Origin of the sequence: Paenibacillus silagei (assembly GCF_017874735.1) — a bacterium.
Taxonomy (GTDB): Bacteria; Bacillota; Bacilli; order Paenibacillales; family Paenibacillaceae; genus Paenibacillus_AQ; species Paenibacillus_AQ silagei.
Window position 1 is genome coordinate 687,772 of sequence record NZ_JAGGLV010000001.1, and the last position, 14,377, is coordinate 702,148.

Annotated in this window: 13 protein-coding genes and 1 pseudogene; 5 read left to right on the forward strand and 9 right to left on the reverse strand. The window is 46.5% G+C overall.

The genetic code is table 11. The annotated features are described in order from the left end of the window. The first annotated feature begins 16 nt into the window (after window positions 1-16). Window positions 17-1,087: a bifunctional transcriptional activator/DNA repair enzyme AdaA gene (locus tag J2Z70_RS02995; RefSeq protein ID WP_209869115.1), complete on the forward strand. Its 1,071-nt coding sequence runs from the start codon at window positions 17-19 to the stop codon at window positions 1,085-1,087. Further along, the gene (locus J2Z70_RS03000; protein ID WP_209869118.1) at window positions 1,071-1,850 is read left to right on the forward strand and encodes an isocitrate lyase/PEP mutase family protein; all 780 of its coding nucleotides are present in this window, start codon (window positions 1,071-1,073) and stop codon (window positions 1,848-1,850) included. The genes J2Z70_RS02995 and J2Z70_RS03000 overlap by 17 nt, the downstream gene beginning before the upstream one ends. A 142-nt stretch (window positions 1,851-1,992) precedes the next feature. Here the strand turns inward: J2Z70_RS03000 and J2Z70_RS33090 are convergent. Next, a pseudogene (locus J2Z70_RS33090) lies at window positions 1,993-2,163 on the reverse strand (winged helix-turn-helix transcriptional regulator); the annotation flags it as partial. On the opposite strand from J2Z70_RS33090, the gene J2Z70_RS03010 reads away from it, so the two are divergent. Then, complete coding sequence (locus J2Z70_RS03010; RefSeq protein WP_339257670.1) at window positions 2,087-2,467, forward strand: RidA family protein; 381 nt, start codon at window positions 2,087-2,089, stop codon at window positions 2,465-2,467. The pseudogene J2Z70_RS33090 and the gene J2Z70_RS03010 overlap by 77 nt on opposite strands. Before the next feature lie 282 nt (window positions 2,468-2,749). Here J2Z70_RS03010 and J2Z70_RS03015 read toward each other — a convergent pair whose 3' ends face one another. The 3 genes from J2Z70_RS03015 to J2Z70_RS03025 are packed head-to-tail and all read right to left on the reverse strand — an operon-like array spanning window position 2,750 to window position 4,605. Next, a complete protein-coding gene (locus J2Z70_RS03015; protein WP_209869121.1) occupies window positions 2,750-3,058 on the reverse strand; it encodes a putative quinol monooxygenase in 309 nt (102 codons plus the stop codon). Window positions 3,059-3,067: 9 nt separating this feature from the next. Beyond that, window positions 3,068-4,063: a helix-turn-helix transcriptional regulator gene (locus J2Z70_RS03020; protein ID WP_209869123.1), complete on the reverse strand. Its 996-nt coding sequence runs from the start codon at window positions 4,061-4,063 to the stop codon at window positions 3,068-3,070. Window positions 4,064-4,107: 44 nt separating this feature from the next. Beyond that, window positions 4,108-4,605 carry a DinB family protein gene (locus tag J2Z70_RS03025; protein ID WP_209869126.1) on the reverse strand — a complete coding sequence of 166 codons (498 nt, stop codon included), beginning with the start codon at window positions 4,603-4,605 and terminating at the stop codon, window positions 4,108-4,110. A gap of 240 nt (window positions 4,606-4,845) precedes the next feature. Between J2Z70_RS03025 and J2Z70_RS03030 the strand changes: the two genes are divergently transcribed. After that, window positions 4,846-5,394 carry an MBL fold metallo-hydrolase gene (locus J2Z70_RS03030; RefSeq protein WP_342592978.1) on the forward strand — a complete coding sequence of 183 codons (549 nt, stop codon included), beginning with the start codon at window positions 4,846-4,848 and terminating at the stop codon, window positions 5,392-5,394. Between the two features lie 236 nt (window positions 5,395-5,630). Here the strand turns inward: J2Z70_RS03030 and J2Z70_RS03035 are convergent, their stop codons facing one another. Next, window positions 5,631-6,575, reverse strand: a complete 945-nt coding sequence (locus tag J2Z70_RS03035) for an MBL fold metallo-hydrolase (protein ID WP_209869129.1) — start codon at window positions 6,573-6,575, stop codon at window positions 5,631-5,633. A 188-nt stretch (window positions 6,576-6,763) separates the two neighbouring features. Between J2Z70_RS03035 and J2Z70_RS03040 the strand changes: the two genes are divergently transcribed. Beyond that, window positions 6,764-7,177, forward strand: a complete 414-nt coding sequence (locus tag J2Z70_RS03040; protein WP_036723017.1) for a MerR family transcriptional regulator — start codon at window positions 6,764-6,766, stop codon at window positions 7,175-7,177. 138 nt (window positions 7,178-7,315) lie between these two features. Here J2Z70_RS03040 and J2Z70_RS03045 read toward each other — a convergent pair whose 3' ends face one another. The 4 genes from J2Z70_RS03045 to J2Z70_RS03060 form a co-directional block, all read right to left on the reverse strand. Continuing rightward, on the reverse strand, window positions 7,316-9,559 hold the full coding sequence (locus J2Z70_RS03045; protein ID WP_209869132.1) for a U32 family peptidase: 2,244 nt from the start codon (window positions 9,557-9,559) through the stop codon (window positions 7,316-7,318). A 535-nt stretch (window positions 9,560-10,094) separates the two neighbouring features. Beyond that, entirely contained in the window at window positions 10,095-12,686 is a 2,592-nt protein-coding gene (locus tag J2Z70_RS03050; RefSeq protein WP_209869136.1) for an ABC transporter permease, read from the reverse strand. Further along, a complete protein-coding gene (locus tag J2Z70_RS03055; protein ID WP_036723022.1) occupies window positions 12,683-13,366 on the reverse strand; it encodes an ABC transporter ATP-binding protein in 684 nt (227 codons plus the stop codon). Before J2Z70_RS03055 ends, J2Z70_RS03050 begins: the two co-directional genes overlap by 4 nt. A 24-nt stretch (window positions 13,367-13,390) precedes the next feature. Then, entirely contained in the window at window positions 13,391-14,329 is a 939-nt protein-coding gene (locus J2Z70_RS03060) for a VanZ family protein (RefSeq protein ID WP_209869348.1), read from the reverse strand. Window positions 14,330-14,377: the final 48 nt, after the last annotated feature.

Genomic DNA, 14,377 nt, shown 5'->3' on the forward strand with positions numbered 1-14,377 from the left:
ACATGCAGGTGTAATTATGATTCAAAATGAGGAACGCAAATTAGAGTATTATAAAGCCCTTATCGAGAAAAAATCTGACTATGAAGGCGTCTTCTATGTGGGGGTCACCTCCACCGGCGTATTTTGCCGGCCTACTTGTCCAGCCAGGAAACCAAAGTACGATAACTGCGAGTTCTACGAGACAGCACAGCAGGCACTTCTAGCTTCCTTCCGCCCATGCCAGCGCTGTCGGCCCTTGTCCCATCCGAATCAAGTCTCCGATATCGTCCGGCTACTTGTCGAGGCCGTTGAGCAAAACCCGGAGAAGCGGTGGAAGGGACAAGACTTCAAGGCACTATCCATTGATGAATCGACCGCCCGCCGTCAATTTAAAAAGCGCTTTGGCATGACATTCGTTGAATATGCCAGGTCCCGTCGAATGGGATTGGCTTTGAAGAGCATCCGATCGGGGGGAAAGCTAATTGATACACAATTAGCTTCTGGCTATGATTCCAGCAGCGGATTCCGGGACGCCTTCTCCCGCATTATGGGCGCAACGCCTACGCGGTTAGATGATAGCCTTATTCTTAGAGCATCGTGGCTGGACACGCAACTCGGCCCTATGATGGCAATAGCGGACGACAATGAGCTATATCTCCTGGAATTCGTAGATCGCCGGGGTTTAGAACGCGAGGTCGAACGGTTAAGGACAAGACTACAAGCGGCAATTATACCTGGGGAGACCACCCCTATTCAGTCAATTGAGAATGAACTGAGTCAGTTTTTTGAAGGAACGTTAACCGAATTTAAGACGCCTCTCCATCTAATGGGATCTCCATTTCAGAAGAGCGTGTGGGAACAGTTAATGAAGATTCCACCGGGCGAAACCCGCTCTTACGCTGATATCGCACTGGCGCTTGGCAAGCCCACCGCATATCGTGCGGTAGCACAAGCGAATGGGGCCAATCAACTGGCGATCGTCATTCCCTGTCATCGTGTAATTAACGTCAGTGGTGAACTGGGCGGGTATGGCGGCGGAGTCGCACGCAAAGAATGGCTGCTAAATCATGAGAAAATTGGGGGTCAAAAAAATGAAAAATCAACTTGAACAGGCACAGAAGTTACACGATCTGCACAGAAGCGGCAATCCGCTAGTCCTTGTCAATGCCTGGGACGCAGGAAGCGCGCAAATTATTCAAGGAGCAGGGGGCCAAGTCATTGCCACCGGCAGCTGGTCTGTAGCTGCTGCACATGGATACGAGGATGGAGAGAAGCTTCCTTTCGACCTCGTTCTATCCAATCTTCAGCGGATAAGCAATAGCGTAGATCTGCCCATTACAATTGATATAGAAGGCGGTTATGGATCTTCTCCCGAAATGATCAAGAACAATGTGCTAAAGATCATCGGGTGTGGAGCCGTAGGAGTCAATCTTGAAGATCAAAAGATCCATGAGCCGGGATTATACGCCATAGATGAGCAAGCCTTGCGTATCGCAGCTGTGCGGGAAGCCGCTGAGCATACTTCGATTCCCCTTTTTATTAATGCTCGAACTGATGTCTTCTTAGAGACACCAACAGATGAGCATGACGAGGCTCACTTGGATGCTGTCCTTCAAAGGGTACATGCCTATACAGAGGCCGGAGCTCACGGAATTTTTGTGCCGGGTTTGTGTAACGAGAGGCTGATCGAGAAATTATGCCAGCAGTCTTCAATCCCTGTTAATGTTATGATTTCCTCGGACTCACCCCCACTCCAGAAGCTGGCATTATTAGGCGTCGCTCGCATCAGCTACGGCCCGCATCCGTACTTGATCTTGATGGATGCATTAAAACAAGCTGCTGTAAGAGCCCTAGCATTACAGGAATTGTGAATGAGGCAGGACTAATTAATCTGGTACCCTTTCCATACACTTTTATAAATTGGAACTCCTATGTTGTCTATGAAATCCCCAGCCCTAGCTGGTAGCCCGTGCCCATGGGTATGATTTTGGCGCTAATGTGAATGTAGGAACCTCACCGATTCTGTACTCCCCACTCGCACAGCTGCTCCAACACAGGTAGCAGGGTCTGCCCTTTCGGTGTCAGCGAATACTCCACTTTGGGCGGAATCTGCGGATACTCCACGCGCTTCACCAGCCCATCAGCCTCCAATTCCTTAAGGTACCTTGTCGACAACACGCTGTATATCTCGGGACAGTTCTCCCATGATGCGGAGGGCAACTTCGTCGGAGCAGGCGATATTCAGGCACAGATGACGCAGACGCTGAAGAATTTGGATACCGTGCTACAAGAGTTCGGAGCGACAAAGGATAATCTGGCTTACGTGGAGCTGTATCTGACGAATGCGCAGGAGCACGGGGAAACCGCGATCGAACTGTTCAAAAAGTATGTCGGAGAGCATCGGCCCGCGGGGAGCATGATCGGGGTGACTTACCTGGCATTTCCAGAACAGTGGGTAGAGGTTCGGGCTGTGGCGCATGTAGGTTAAGAAAAAAGAGGGGACCTCCTAACCTTTGATCGCAAATATGGCTTCGCTTGGTGAATTCAGGATAAGCCTTAGAGCTATTTCTGAAATAGGAAACACACTCCCGCCCGGGTCCTATCAAATACTAGGACTAACTGGCTGTGCCTGTTTGGTTATTCCTGAACATCGGATAGTCGCGGTTAGAATGTACAATCAAACAGGTCCAAATCCACCGGGTACGACTACTTAGAGGATATTAAGGCATTTGGAGACAAAGTCTTATTGTGTACTTTGAATTCGGCCTCTTTATACGTCTATCCCCTTCCCGCCAACGGGACGGAGTCTAACCTGTTCTGCGCCTGCGATTAAAGGACGTGCGCGTTGAATAACGGCCAGCACTTCTTCGTTCTTGAGAGAGCCGGCATGAGCCTCTCCATCGCTCCACAGCTCCGTGACCCAGATCGTATCGGGATCATCTACGGATTCATTGATAATATAGAGCTCACAGCCCGCCATATCCTTCAAGCTACGCGAAGCTTCCAGCAATATTAGAACGAGTTCATCCCGTTTCCCGGGGCTGGCCGTCAATTTTCCGTACATCGCAAATTTGCTCATACCCACTCTTCATCCCTTCTGATCCTCTGATTTTATTTGCATCGCTTCGTAGTGTTTAAACATTTCGAGGCTGACCTCAGCCATTCGATCAATTAGTATTTGCGGCTCAAGTATCTTGAGTGACTTCCCATACGGAAGAAGAAAGTACGGAACATATGTTTTTAGCGACAGTTCCCCCAGCTTAAAAAGAGCTTCGCCGGGCCGCCTGCGTTCGATCAGCGCATGACCGAACAGCCAATGCTTGCATAGCTCGTTAAGCGCATGTTCGTGTCCCTGAAGCCTTACGGTGACTAGCGTCTCAGCTTCGAGCGAATCCGGAAGTAAAGAATGCAAGAGGAAATCCCTCGCGGAAAAGGCAGCTGGACGTTCGAAGCGGGTATCCGCCGCCTCCAAACGGATAATGCGATCCACCCGGAAGCTTCGGATCTCTTGCCGCAACCGGCAAAACCCTGCAACGTACCATAGTCCCTTCCAATGCACGATGCCGTAGGGGTCGAGGACTCGATGGCTTGGAGTAAGCTCCGGTCCTTTGGCATAGTCCATGTTCAGCGACTCTCCCCGGGCTATGGCCTCCTCTAACCCTCTGAGCAATTCAATTTCTCTCGCGTCCGTGGGTGTTTGGATGACGGCAAGCCCGCTGCTATGTCTATTAATCCGCTCAAGCTGCTCTTCATTCGTGTATCGCTTCAGCTTATCGACCGCTCGGGAAAGCGCATCCGTGAACGGATAGCCCGCTTCCCGTGCGAAGACGGATGCATGTACGAGCGCCTTCTGCTCTTCGGAATCGAAGAGCAGCGGAGAATCAACGAATTCACCGAGAAGCCGGTAACCGCCGTTCGGACCGGCATCGGCAATAATAGGGGCTCCGCTCGCGCACAATGAATCAATGCACCGGTATACAGTGCGAACATGAATCTCCAAATCGTCCGCAAGCTGCTGCGCCGTCACCCGCTTTCCCGAACGAAGCAACCATAGTATGGACAGCATATTATCCGCTTTTGACAAACCGTTCTTCACTCCCTAGACCATTTATTTCATTGTAAAGGAACTTAGATCAGAGGCGCTATCCCTTTCTCGACCCAAGTATCGTAAGTCGGACCGTAAACATTAGGCGTTCGAAGTCCGGCCTGGCGCATGAGAACGGTCATCTGTCCGCGATGATGCACTTGGTGCATAATCGTATAACGAAGGGAGCTTCCGTTCAGCCAGGCTTCCTTCTCAATCATGACCGACTCGCGCAAGGATTCGTCATTCCACTGCGTTCGAACCGCGTTCAGCAGATTATTGCTGATCCGCCGATACTCCAAAGCTATAAATGCAGCAGAATCCGGAGCTTCTTCGCCTCTGGAGGGAGCTTCGAACGCGAGCCCCAAAGATGTCATGTAGTGCAGCGATCGAACCAGATGCCAGGAGATTTGTCCCAGCGTTCGTCGGCCTTCGATAACCTCCTGTCCAAGAGAATCATCCGTAAGTGCATCCAGTACGGAAGCGGTTAATTCCGCCTCGCTAGTCCATTCCGCAGTAAAGTCTTCAATTTTCGTAAACATTTTTGTTCCTCCATTCCATTATTGACTAACACTCGACAAGCATACAAAAAAAACACTGACAGTTACGGTCAGTGTTTTTGACTCACCCTGAAATTTTTTTGAAGTAACTGATATACAGCATGAAACCTTAGTAAATGGTACTCACAAAGCTTATGACTGAGACAATATTCCTTTAACAAACAATGAGACACTGTGCTTGTAGAACTCTTCCTCAGTGATGAGATGGGACTGATATTGCCGGTGAATCAGCTCGCTCATCTGAAATCCGTAACACATCGAGAGAAAAGACATAGCGGTAAGGCGCTCATCCTGTCTAGCGATCACTTTTTTCTTCTGCAAGCGTTCAAAATATTCAACCAGCAAGGAGTGCAGCTTCACTGGCGGATCATCCAAAAACCCAGCGTCAAATTTTTTGAAGTCGCAGCTGGCGTCTTTGCCGGTATTTCGCCGTATCGCGGTATCAGTTGGGCTAATGCCGGGTTCATCAACAAGGGTGAAGGGCTGGTGTATGACACGTTTTTCGATTTGTTCCATGCACGGGAAATGCGGGAGGCTTATAAGGAAGTAAGCAACGGCGGCTCTCCCGCATATGTGGTGAACTCGCACTATAACAGTGATCATGCCTGGGGAAACAAAGTGTTTGAAGATGCTTGCATTATTATGCACAAGGAAGCCTCCAGAGAGCGTCTCACCGAGAATATCAGCTGGATGGACAACGTCATCAGAAGAGGTAAGGATTCTCTGGAATCGACTTCGGGTGATCAGCGAGTTCAACAAGCATTACAATGACGAAATTGATTCCTTGTCCTTGACCAAGCAAATTGATATTTCCCGCTTCCTTCATTGGATTCAGCCAGAACGCTTGTATGTTAATGTCAGTTCGCTGTCGCTTGGCATCTTCATCCTAGTATCCCCCTGTGTTCATTCATTTATATACTATATAAATAGAGAATAACCTTGTTGATCAGGACCAAACCTGATGTTCTACAACTTGGTAGAATCTTATTGTAAGATTGCCGGCTGTCTCATCTGTTGTTTTGAACAAGCATACTGTTAAAGAGCCAGCGAAAGTTCCATCTGAAATACTGGGGCAGATGCCAATCCTCATACCCTTTTAATACACCTTGCTCCAGCCAGTAAGACTCTGATTGCCCGCTTGTTACAGCTCCAGCAACATAAGCGATCATTTTCTCCAAAAAGTGTATGACATCTGTGATACGATCTGAATTAGATATATCTCCATGTCCCGGAACGACAGTGTCGATCTTGAGATCTTGCTGCATGCGTTTAAGGATGCGTATCCAGGCGTACGGATTACCGTAGGGGATGACCGGAATGGTCTTAGTCGATACCAAATCACCTGTAATCAAAGTCCGCTCCTCTGGAACGTACACCACAGCATCACTTAAAGAATGACCGCCTCCATAAGACAACACTTCGATGGTTCGCTTTGTTCCCCGAATCACGAGTTTATCATCAAAGGTTATCTTGGGGATCACCCTGCGCAGGGAAGGGATCGTATCATACAGCGCACGCTGCACGGAAAGATCATAGCCGATTCCAGTGAGCATATGAGGATCTCTTTCCTGTGAACGCATGTGATCTAGACTAGTTATTAACCTGCGAATGTTTTGTTGCATGACATCAATATTCACTTCACCCATATCAGCAAGCAAATCTCTTGTCCACACGGTAGATATCAATTCGCTGCTCATAAATTCCTGATTGCCGTTGACATGATCTCCATGGAAATGTGTATTCACTACATATTTGACCGGTTTGTTCGTTAATTGTTCGGCAGTATGACGTAACAAAGCAGCAGAGTGCGGCAGGTTGGTTGTATCCACTACCACGGTTAAATCCCCAAGATCAATAATGGCTGCATTCCCCAGAGAGCCGCTGCCGGGAACCGAAATAGCCCCCCAGATACCCTCCGATGCTTGCTGAATCGTGAAATATTCGTTGTTCATTGTTACACCCCTTTAGTGTTTGTTCCTGCATTCGAATGAGTAACGTTAACTTACAAGTTAGAGTCAACTGGAAGTCAAGAGTTTATTCAGTATAAGGTTGGGGCGAATGTACACATTGGCTTTGAGCTAACTAAAGGCTGTATAATATCTTTCAATATCAGCTTTCAAAAAGGAGGAACAGAAATCCGATGCTCACCATCAGTCAAGTGTCAGAACAAACAGGACTAACTCCGTATACCATTCGTTATTATGAAAAAATCGGCGTACTACATGAACCCATGCGTAGCAATGGAGGGGCACGTGTCTACCAAGAAAGCGAGGTTTCCTACATTCAATGTCTAAATAAACTAAAAAAATTGGGCTTATCGCTTGAGGAGATTACGGAATTTACTCGTGAGGGCTGTGTCATGGATAAAATTCAACAAGGGGAGAAACCTTCTACTTATAGTCCTACTTTAAAAAAGCGGATTGAAATCCTTGAGCAGCATCTGATGGAACTGGAATCCAAGCGACAAGAAATTGATTACATGATTTCTCTAGCCGAAGAGAAACTCACCCTATACCAGGAACTTACGAAAGAAGACATAGTAAATACTAGATAATCGCCAGTACAAATAAACCCGCAGAAGCACGTTTACGCATCGTTCCGACCGGAGTGGGACTGCCCTGCTCCTATCGTCGATATGCTGTAAATGTAAGCAACTGCGAGCTTTTCTTCGAATGACCTTCTTTCAACCTACCTACACAATCTCTTTATTAAAATGTCCTCTTGTGTCTGTTTCCTGATTAAAGACAGCATGATTCATGGAGCCGTTTAATTTGCCTGCGGCCATATGAATGACGTCCACAACCTGCTCCTTAGATTCAACGGTGAAGTTTAATCTCAGCGCCTCGATTCCTTGGATGTTCGGCAGCTCATCTAACAGATTAAGCGTCTTCCCGTTAAGAAGAGTCGCTGTGCAATCCTCATGAGAAAGGATCGGGAACGTTCCTTGCTCATCTTTTAACTCATAGCTCTTCGTTCTGCAGACTCTGCATTGATTCATCTTTCTCATCGGACAATATTTGGTGAACATCAAAGGGGTCTTGCCATATACGATCATTTCCAGCGCGGGATAGCCGTCATTTTCTTCAACATAGGCATTCATTAAATCTTCAATTTGGCTCTTATTCAGTTCATACGATAAAGTGACCCGCTTGGCACCTAATTTATATAATTCATAGCAGCTAGTCGCATTAATAACATTTAGAGAATAGTCCGTAACAAACGGATTGGTGTCTCTATAGTGATAAATTCCGCCATATCCGCCGATCAGCAGCTGCCCTTCTTTTTCCTCATAATCATTCTGATTTCGTCTAACCACATTCTCAAAATAGATCTCCTGAATTCCACAGCTCACGCAGGCATCATACTGTTCCTGATTCGTTACAGTGGCCGTAAGGTACGGCGTTACAGGGGCAAAGCTTATTTTCTCTTTTGCGTTCGCAGTCTTGGTTCTTCTCTGCTGGCTGTTAAGCTTCAAATCATATAAGCCCAGTACAATATCTCTTCTTGCGGCGTTTAACAGTTTAGCTGGAATAAACGCATTGCATTCCTCATAATCGACCTGATTGAGCTCGAATATCGTATCATTTAATCTGGAGAATTGCTTGATGACCTGGTCTTTGGTTGTTGGATTATTAATGGCTTCGCCTAGTGTTTCCTCGCTTTCATAGGAATAATTACAGCCTAAGCCCTCCGCCTCTATGACAAGCTTTGAACCTGGATATGCATATACTCTAATATCCAGGTTGAACCGCTTAAATTCTTTTTCCAGTGAGGCTTCTAATTCTTTGTTATAGAAATAATCCTTCGTTTTATAGACTACATCTCCCACAGACATCTTTTCTTTGATTTTGATATAGCAGACATCATCCGCTTTGTTGATTAATTCGCCAGCTTTATCGTACAGCTTGGCAACCATTAGATTAACATCTTCATTGTTGTGACTGATTCGGATGGTATCGTTCTGATTCAAAGGGCGGGTAAGTGTTATTTCATAGGTATCTTTAATCATCTTGCTGATGGTTCCAATCTCATAACCAAAGTTATTAGGTCTTGAGATGTTTGTAATATTTCTCCGGTCTTCGTGAAACAAATAGCCTTTGGTAAAGGTCCTATTGAAGGTTTTTTTCAGATGTTCTTTATCTTCTGCGGTGATTTTATGATCTAAGGCCATGCGGTATTTGGATACCACATTAGCCACATACGTAGGCACTTTCATCCGGCCTTCTATTTTCAGAGAATCAATTTCTTGTAAATCATGGGTATAATCGATCGTGTTCAAGTCCTTAGTCGATAAAATATAGCTTGTCCCTAAAGAGGTGCCTGTTGTCTTATCGATGAGCTCGTAAGCCTTACGGCATGAACCCACACATCTTCCGCGATTTGCGCACCGGTACCCGGTTAATCCTGACATCAGACAGTTTCCCGAATAAGATACACATAAAGCACCGTGCACGAAAATTTCTAAAGGAATGTCAGCCACCCTTTTGATCTCTTTGACTTTTTCAATCTCAACCTCACGGGACAGAACCACTCTTTTCGCGCCAAGCTCTTTAAATAATAAAGTTCCGTCTACATCGTCGATTCCCATCTGAGTGGAACAATGTGCTTCCATATCATGAAAGTTGTTAACGATATAATTGAAAGCCGTCAGGTCCTGCACGATAATGCCATCCACACCGATTTCATTTAATTTGCGGATCTGCTGTTTCATCTCTTCAACTTCGTTTTCGTACACGATGGTATTCATCGTAACATAGATTTTAACGTCCCTCAGATGCGCATACGTCACAGCCTCTTGTAACGATTCTACATCAAAATTAGAGGAGTAGGCGCGTGCACCAAATTTTTGCATGCCTAAGTATACTGCATCACAACCATTAGATATCGCAGCCTTCAAAGCTTCCATATTCCCTGCCGGCGCTAATAATTCAGTCATAAATGATCCTTACCTCCTGCTTCAATAACTGCTCAAACTTAGCACCATTGATCATAGAATAAGAACTGCACTTAAGCTGCGGCAAAAAGCACAAGCCAATGGTTTGCAGCTTGTTACGGATATATGGAGCGGAATCGGGATGGCCATATGATCGCTCTCTACAATAGTTACGGTGTAGGATAAATCTCAGTAAGACGGGCTCCGGCGCAAAGGTGGCCTTCATTATGCTCCGCACCATGATTTTGCCCACCAAGGGGAACAAAATGTTCATCATCCCATGTCCCACAACAGGCATCATCACCAACCGGGAGAGGGGATCTCCCTTTTCAGCCGGATACCCTTCCTTATACATCCCGCCCGCCACCGTGACCACCCCTGCCACTTGATTGGGATATAAGGACGCATACGTCAACACCAATAGTGCGCAGTAACATCACCAACGCGATGATAACGATCATTGTCCTCACGCATAGTCCTGCAAACTTAGGCAAGCATTGCAGGGTGTTTTAAAGATGGTTGCTGTATCCCAAGTAAATCATATATTCTCTTGCTTTAATGCATCAATAATATTCTCCTTTTTTATTTTAGCTCCGGAATAAACAACCGCAGAGCTGACAATGACAAATACACACACAATGACAGACAGAATGCTCATCCAGGGCAGGGTGAACCCATAGCTGAATTTGTTCGCAAAGGCTCTATAGATCAGAACCATCACGGCGAAACTGACAGGAAGCCCATACAAGAGCGACTTGACCCCATAATAAACACTCTCATAGTTCAGTATTTTTGCAAACCCCTTTGGCGTCGCGCCTACGGATTTCAGCATCGCAAATTCCCGTTTGCGAAGAGCCAGCCCTGTTGAGATCGTATTAAAGATGTTCGCAACGGAAATCACAGAGATTAATACGATAAAACCGTAAGAAAAGACGTTCATCAGCAGAATCTTTTGTTCTTCTCTTATTCTGGATTGATATACATTGTAGACATTCAGATGGGTCTCGTTCATCGCTTCAATTTCCTGCTGCGTTTTCACCGGTTCCGTGCTTTTCAAATGGAGATACATCGGAGCGTTAGCCAGCTCCTCGCCGTCTGCCAGCCGCTTCATGACGCGTTCCGACACGATCATATTTAACCCGCCTAAGCCTACCGGGCTCATCCCCATCGGTGCCTTATCCGTCAATGCGGCAATTATCACTTGATTTGTCTTCGTTTCTTCCCCGCTCGCTTTAAAAAAACTCGTTAGCTCGATAGGTTGTCCGATATTCGCATATATGGACTTCGTCTGAATATATTTCCCCGTATCTATATCTTTGTAACGAATCGTATCCATCACGATTGCGGCGGGATGATCCAGATCCGTAAGCTGCTCGTAATCTGCCCCAATCTCTCTGGCATAGGCTTGCAGGCTCGAATCATTCAGTGCATAGAGCTTAATTTCATAAGGGTATTTGCCGTCTTGCAGCATACTCCTATCCTGCTTAACCTTCTCCTGCAATTCGTCGGCGATGCTTGCTGCATCGACCCAAGCGTTCCTGACTAACTCATGACTCACGTTGTATTCCGTGACGCCATCCAGAGATACAAGCGATTGCATCAACCGGTCATCTAGTCTTTCGCCATTACTGGACGACACTTCAATATCGTAATCGATGCCTTGCAGCGACAATGCCAGAGATTGTGTCAGGCCAGCCGTGAAAAACGATATCGTCAAAAACAAAACGATGCTGATGACAAGCGAAAAAAGAATAACATGATGTCTTCGTTTGTTCCTTTTTAAGTTTTTCAGCCCGATTTCGGCTTCGATTCCGAAGAGCTTACGAATGATCTCGGGCGTCTTCACTGCTTTGCCCGTAAGCTTTACGTCAGTGGTTTGGCGAATCGCGTCCATGGGGGATACCCTGGAGGCTTTAACCGCCGGGAGATACGCCGAAACGAAAATCGTCAGCATCGAAACAAGACAAGTCATCAAGAGCATTAACGGCGTGACGATAAGCCTCAGCTTTTCACTGGTCCCTAATACCCCTTCAATCATTGTGTTCATGAACGAAAAGGTGATTCCGATGCCGGCAAGACCGCATAAGATGCCAATGGGAATGCTGATCAAACCAATGATGATCCCTTCAAAAAATACGGAATTTCGCTTCTGCCTTTTCGTTGCCCCCACGCTCGCGAGCATCCCTAAATAGCGGGAACGTTCCGAGACGGATATCGCAAAGGCGTTATAGATGAGTCCAACCGAGCCAATGATAATGGTCCCCATAAGGATTGCCGATAATGAGAACATCATGCTGGATGAGGCTCCGCTGCTGGACAAGCCATAATAATGAAGCAAATCATTATTATATTGGACAGTGTGAATTTGGTTTGTCTCAGCCAGCTTCTCCGCATGTGCGAACAAGAACGGATTGACCTGCTTCAAGACCACCGACGCATCGACCCGATCCTCTCCCCCGATGATTTGATCATCGACATAGCTAATGATCGTATAAGCCGGGGCCCAAGCCGTTTCCGACACCGGACGTTTAATGAAACCTACCACCGTATAATCCCTAATTACGCTATGCTGTAATGTCTCCGTCAATGTGCCGTCTTTCCTGCGCAGCGGTGCCGTCTGATCCAGGGGATGATCGCCCCCTTGTTCGAATCGGTCGCCGACGCGAAGCGTTAGACGGTCGCCGATTTCGTACTTCACTTTGCCATTTGTTGCAACAGACTCGGAGATCACAACCTCCTTGTCCGTGTGCGGAAGACGTCCCTTGCTTATTTCAATCTGAAATTGTGTGAACCCTTGCTTATCATATTCCTGGATGAACAAGTACGGCTTATTGGAATTTTGTCCCCCTTCTAATGGGGCATACCCAAGGTCTCTTGTGATGGCAACCGTTTTGGTTGCATCATCGTCCTGTATCGCTGCAAGCTGTTTCTTGGTTATATCCTGATACTGAATATGCCACTCCCCTGTATCTGAGATTGTTTGTCTGATCATTAAATCCGCAAAGGAAAAAATAAGCGTAATGACAGCGGTCATCATGGATACCGAAATAATTACGCCAAAAATAGTCACAAGTGTTCGTCTCTTGTTCTGCTTCAGATGGCGGATGGTTAATGTATTGACAATATTCATCGCCTGATCACCTCGTTTTTGGCAATCCTCCCATCTTCAATCGAAATGATTCGGTCGGCTTGCAGGGCAATCCGTTCGTCATGCGTGATTACGATCAGTGTCTGATGATACGTCTTATTCAGCATTTTTAATAAAACGATGATCTCGCTGCTATTCCTGCTGTCCAGATTCCCGGTGGGTTCGTCGGCCAGCATGATCGCAGGATTGCCGATGATCGCCCTGCCAATTGAGACACGCTGCTGCTGTCCGCCGGATAGCTGATTCGGCAGATGGTTTAATCGATGCTGCAAATTCAGCGTATTCACAAGATCAGCCAATTGCTTTTGATCTACCTTTTGTTGATCCAGCAAGAGCGGCAGCGTAATATTCTCTTCCACCGTCAGGACGGGAATCAGATTGAAAAACTGGTAGATCAGCCCGATTTGCCTGCGTCTGAAGATGGCCAGCTGCGTTTCGTCCAAGGTATACATATCCGTATCCTGAACATACACTTTCCCGCCAGTCGGTCGATCCACACCGCCCAGCATATGAAGGAGTGTCGATTTCCCCGATCCGGAAGGTCCGATAATTGCGACGAATTCACCTTTTTGGACCGAAAAGGAAACATCATCAAGTGCCTTCACCGCCGATTCGCCCGTGCCGTATATTTTGGACAAATTTTCAATGGTTAAAATCTCCATTCCTATCCCTCCTTCCCCAGATGCTCAATTCCAGGAATATACCATCTCTCTATATCCAACATCCCACAGGGTTTCATTCCCCTCAATGGTTATCTTAAGCTCATTAGCCCCGGTAAGATGAAGGATCCTATTATCCGGCTCATGGAGCTGATCTTTTGCAGATACAGACAGGAGCTCCTGCCCGTCAACGGTAACCTTTAGGCTGCCCTGAAAATCCTTATGATCAGGAATTCCATAATTCAAGCTAAGATACAGCTCTCCCTTATTGCCTAGCGAATACGTATAGGTTTCCTTCTTTTTACCTTCGGTGCCATACACATTATACTTAGGTGTCACGTCTTGACCGCCAATTTTAAGACTGTCCTGTTTGATTCCCGTTAATCGATTTCCGGTGCTATCTTTCCATTCGTTTATCGCTACAAAAGGGGCCAACTCTTTGGTGAACACTTGATCAACTACTCCGAAGACCCCCCACACGCCGAGCATTAATACAGCACTGGAAATTCCCGTAGCAGTGATATTTCTCCAGTAGTTTTTTGTACGGAAGCCAATCTTGTAGCCCCCGAATCCAATAGCAGCGCCCACTGAGTTCGTTATGACGTCGTTCATGTCAAAGCTGCCGAGGAATGTTAGGGCCTGGATGGTCTCCACCACAAGAATGGACAGGATAAACCCTGTCATGAAGCGAACAAAGCTGGTGCGGTATAACAACGGAAACAGTATGCCAAAAGGTATGAAGGCTGCAATATTTCCAATACCCACCAAGTCCATCAGTGTCGGATGCAGGAGATCGGAAAGACCCGGCACCCTAAAAAAGTCGTCCGGCAAAAAAATAAAGGTGTACTGACTGGTTTGATCTACAGTATCCGCTCTGCCGAAAGCAAAAAACATAAAATAAAGAATAATCAGGGTGTAGCCTATCGTGATAAAAAAAGTAATCTTGCGCTGCTGCTTCATTTGCATTTGCATGGTTGTACCTCCATCGTTCATCTGATGTATATCATTTTATCT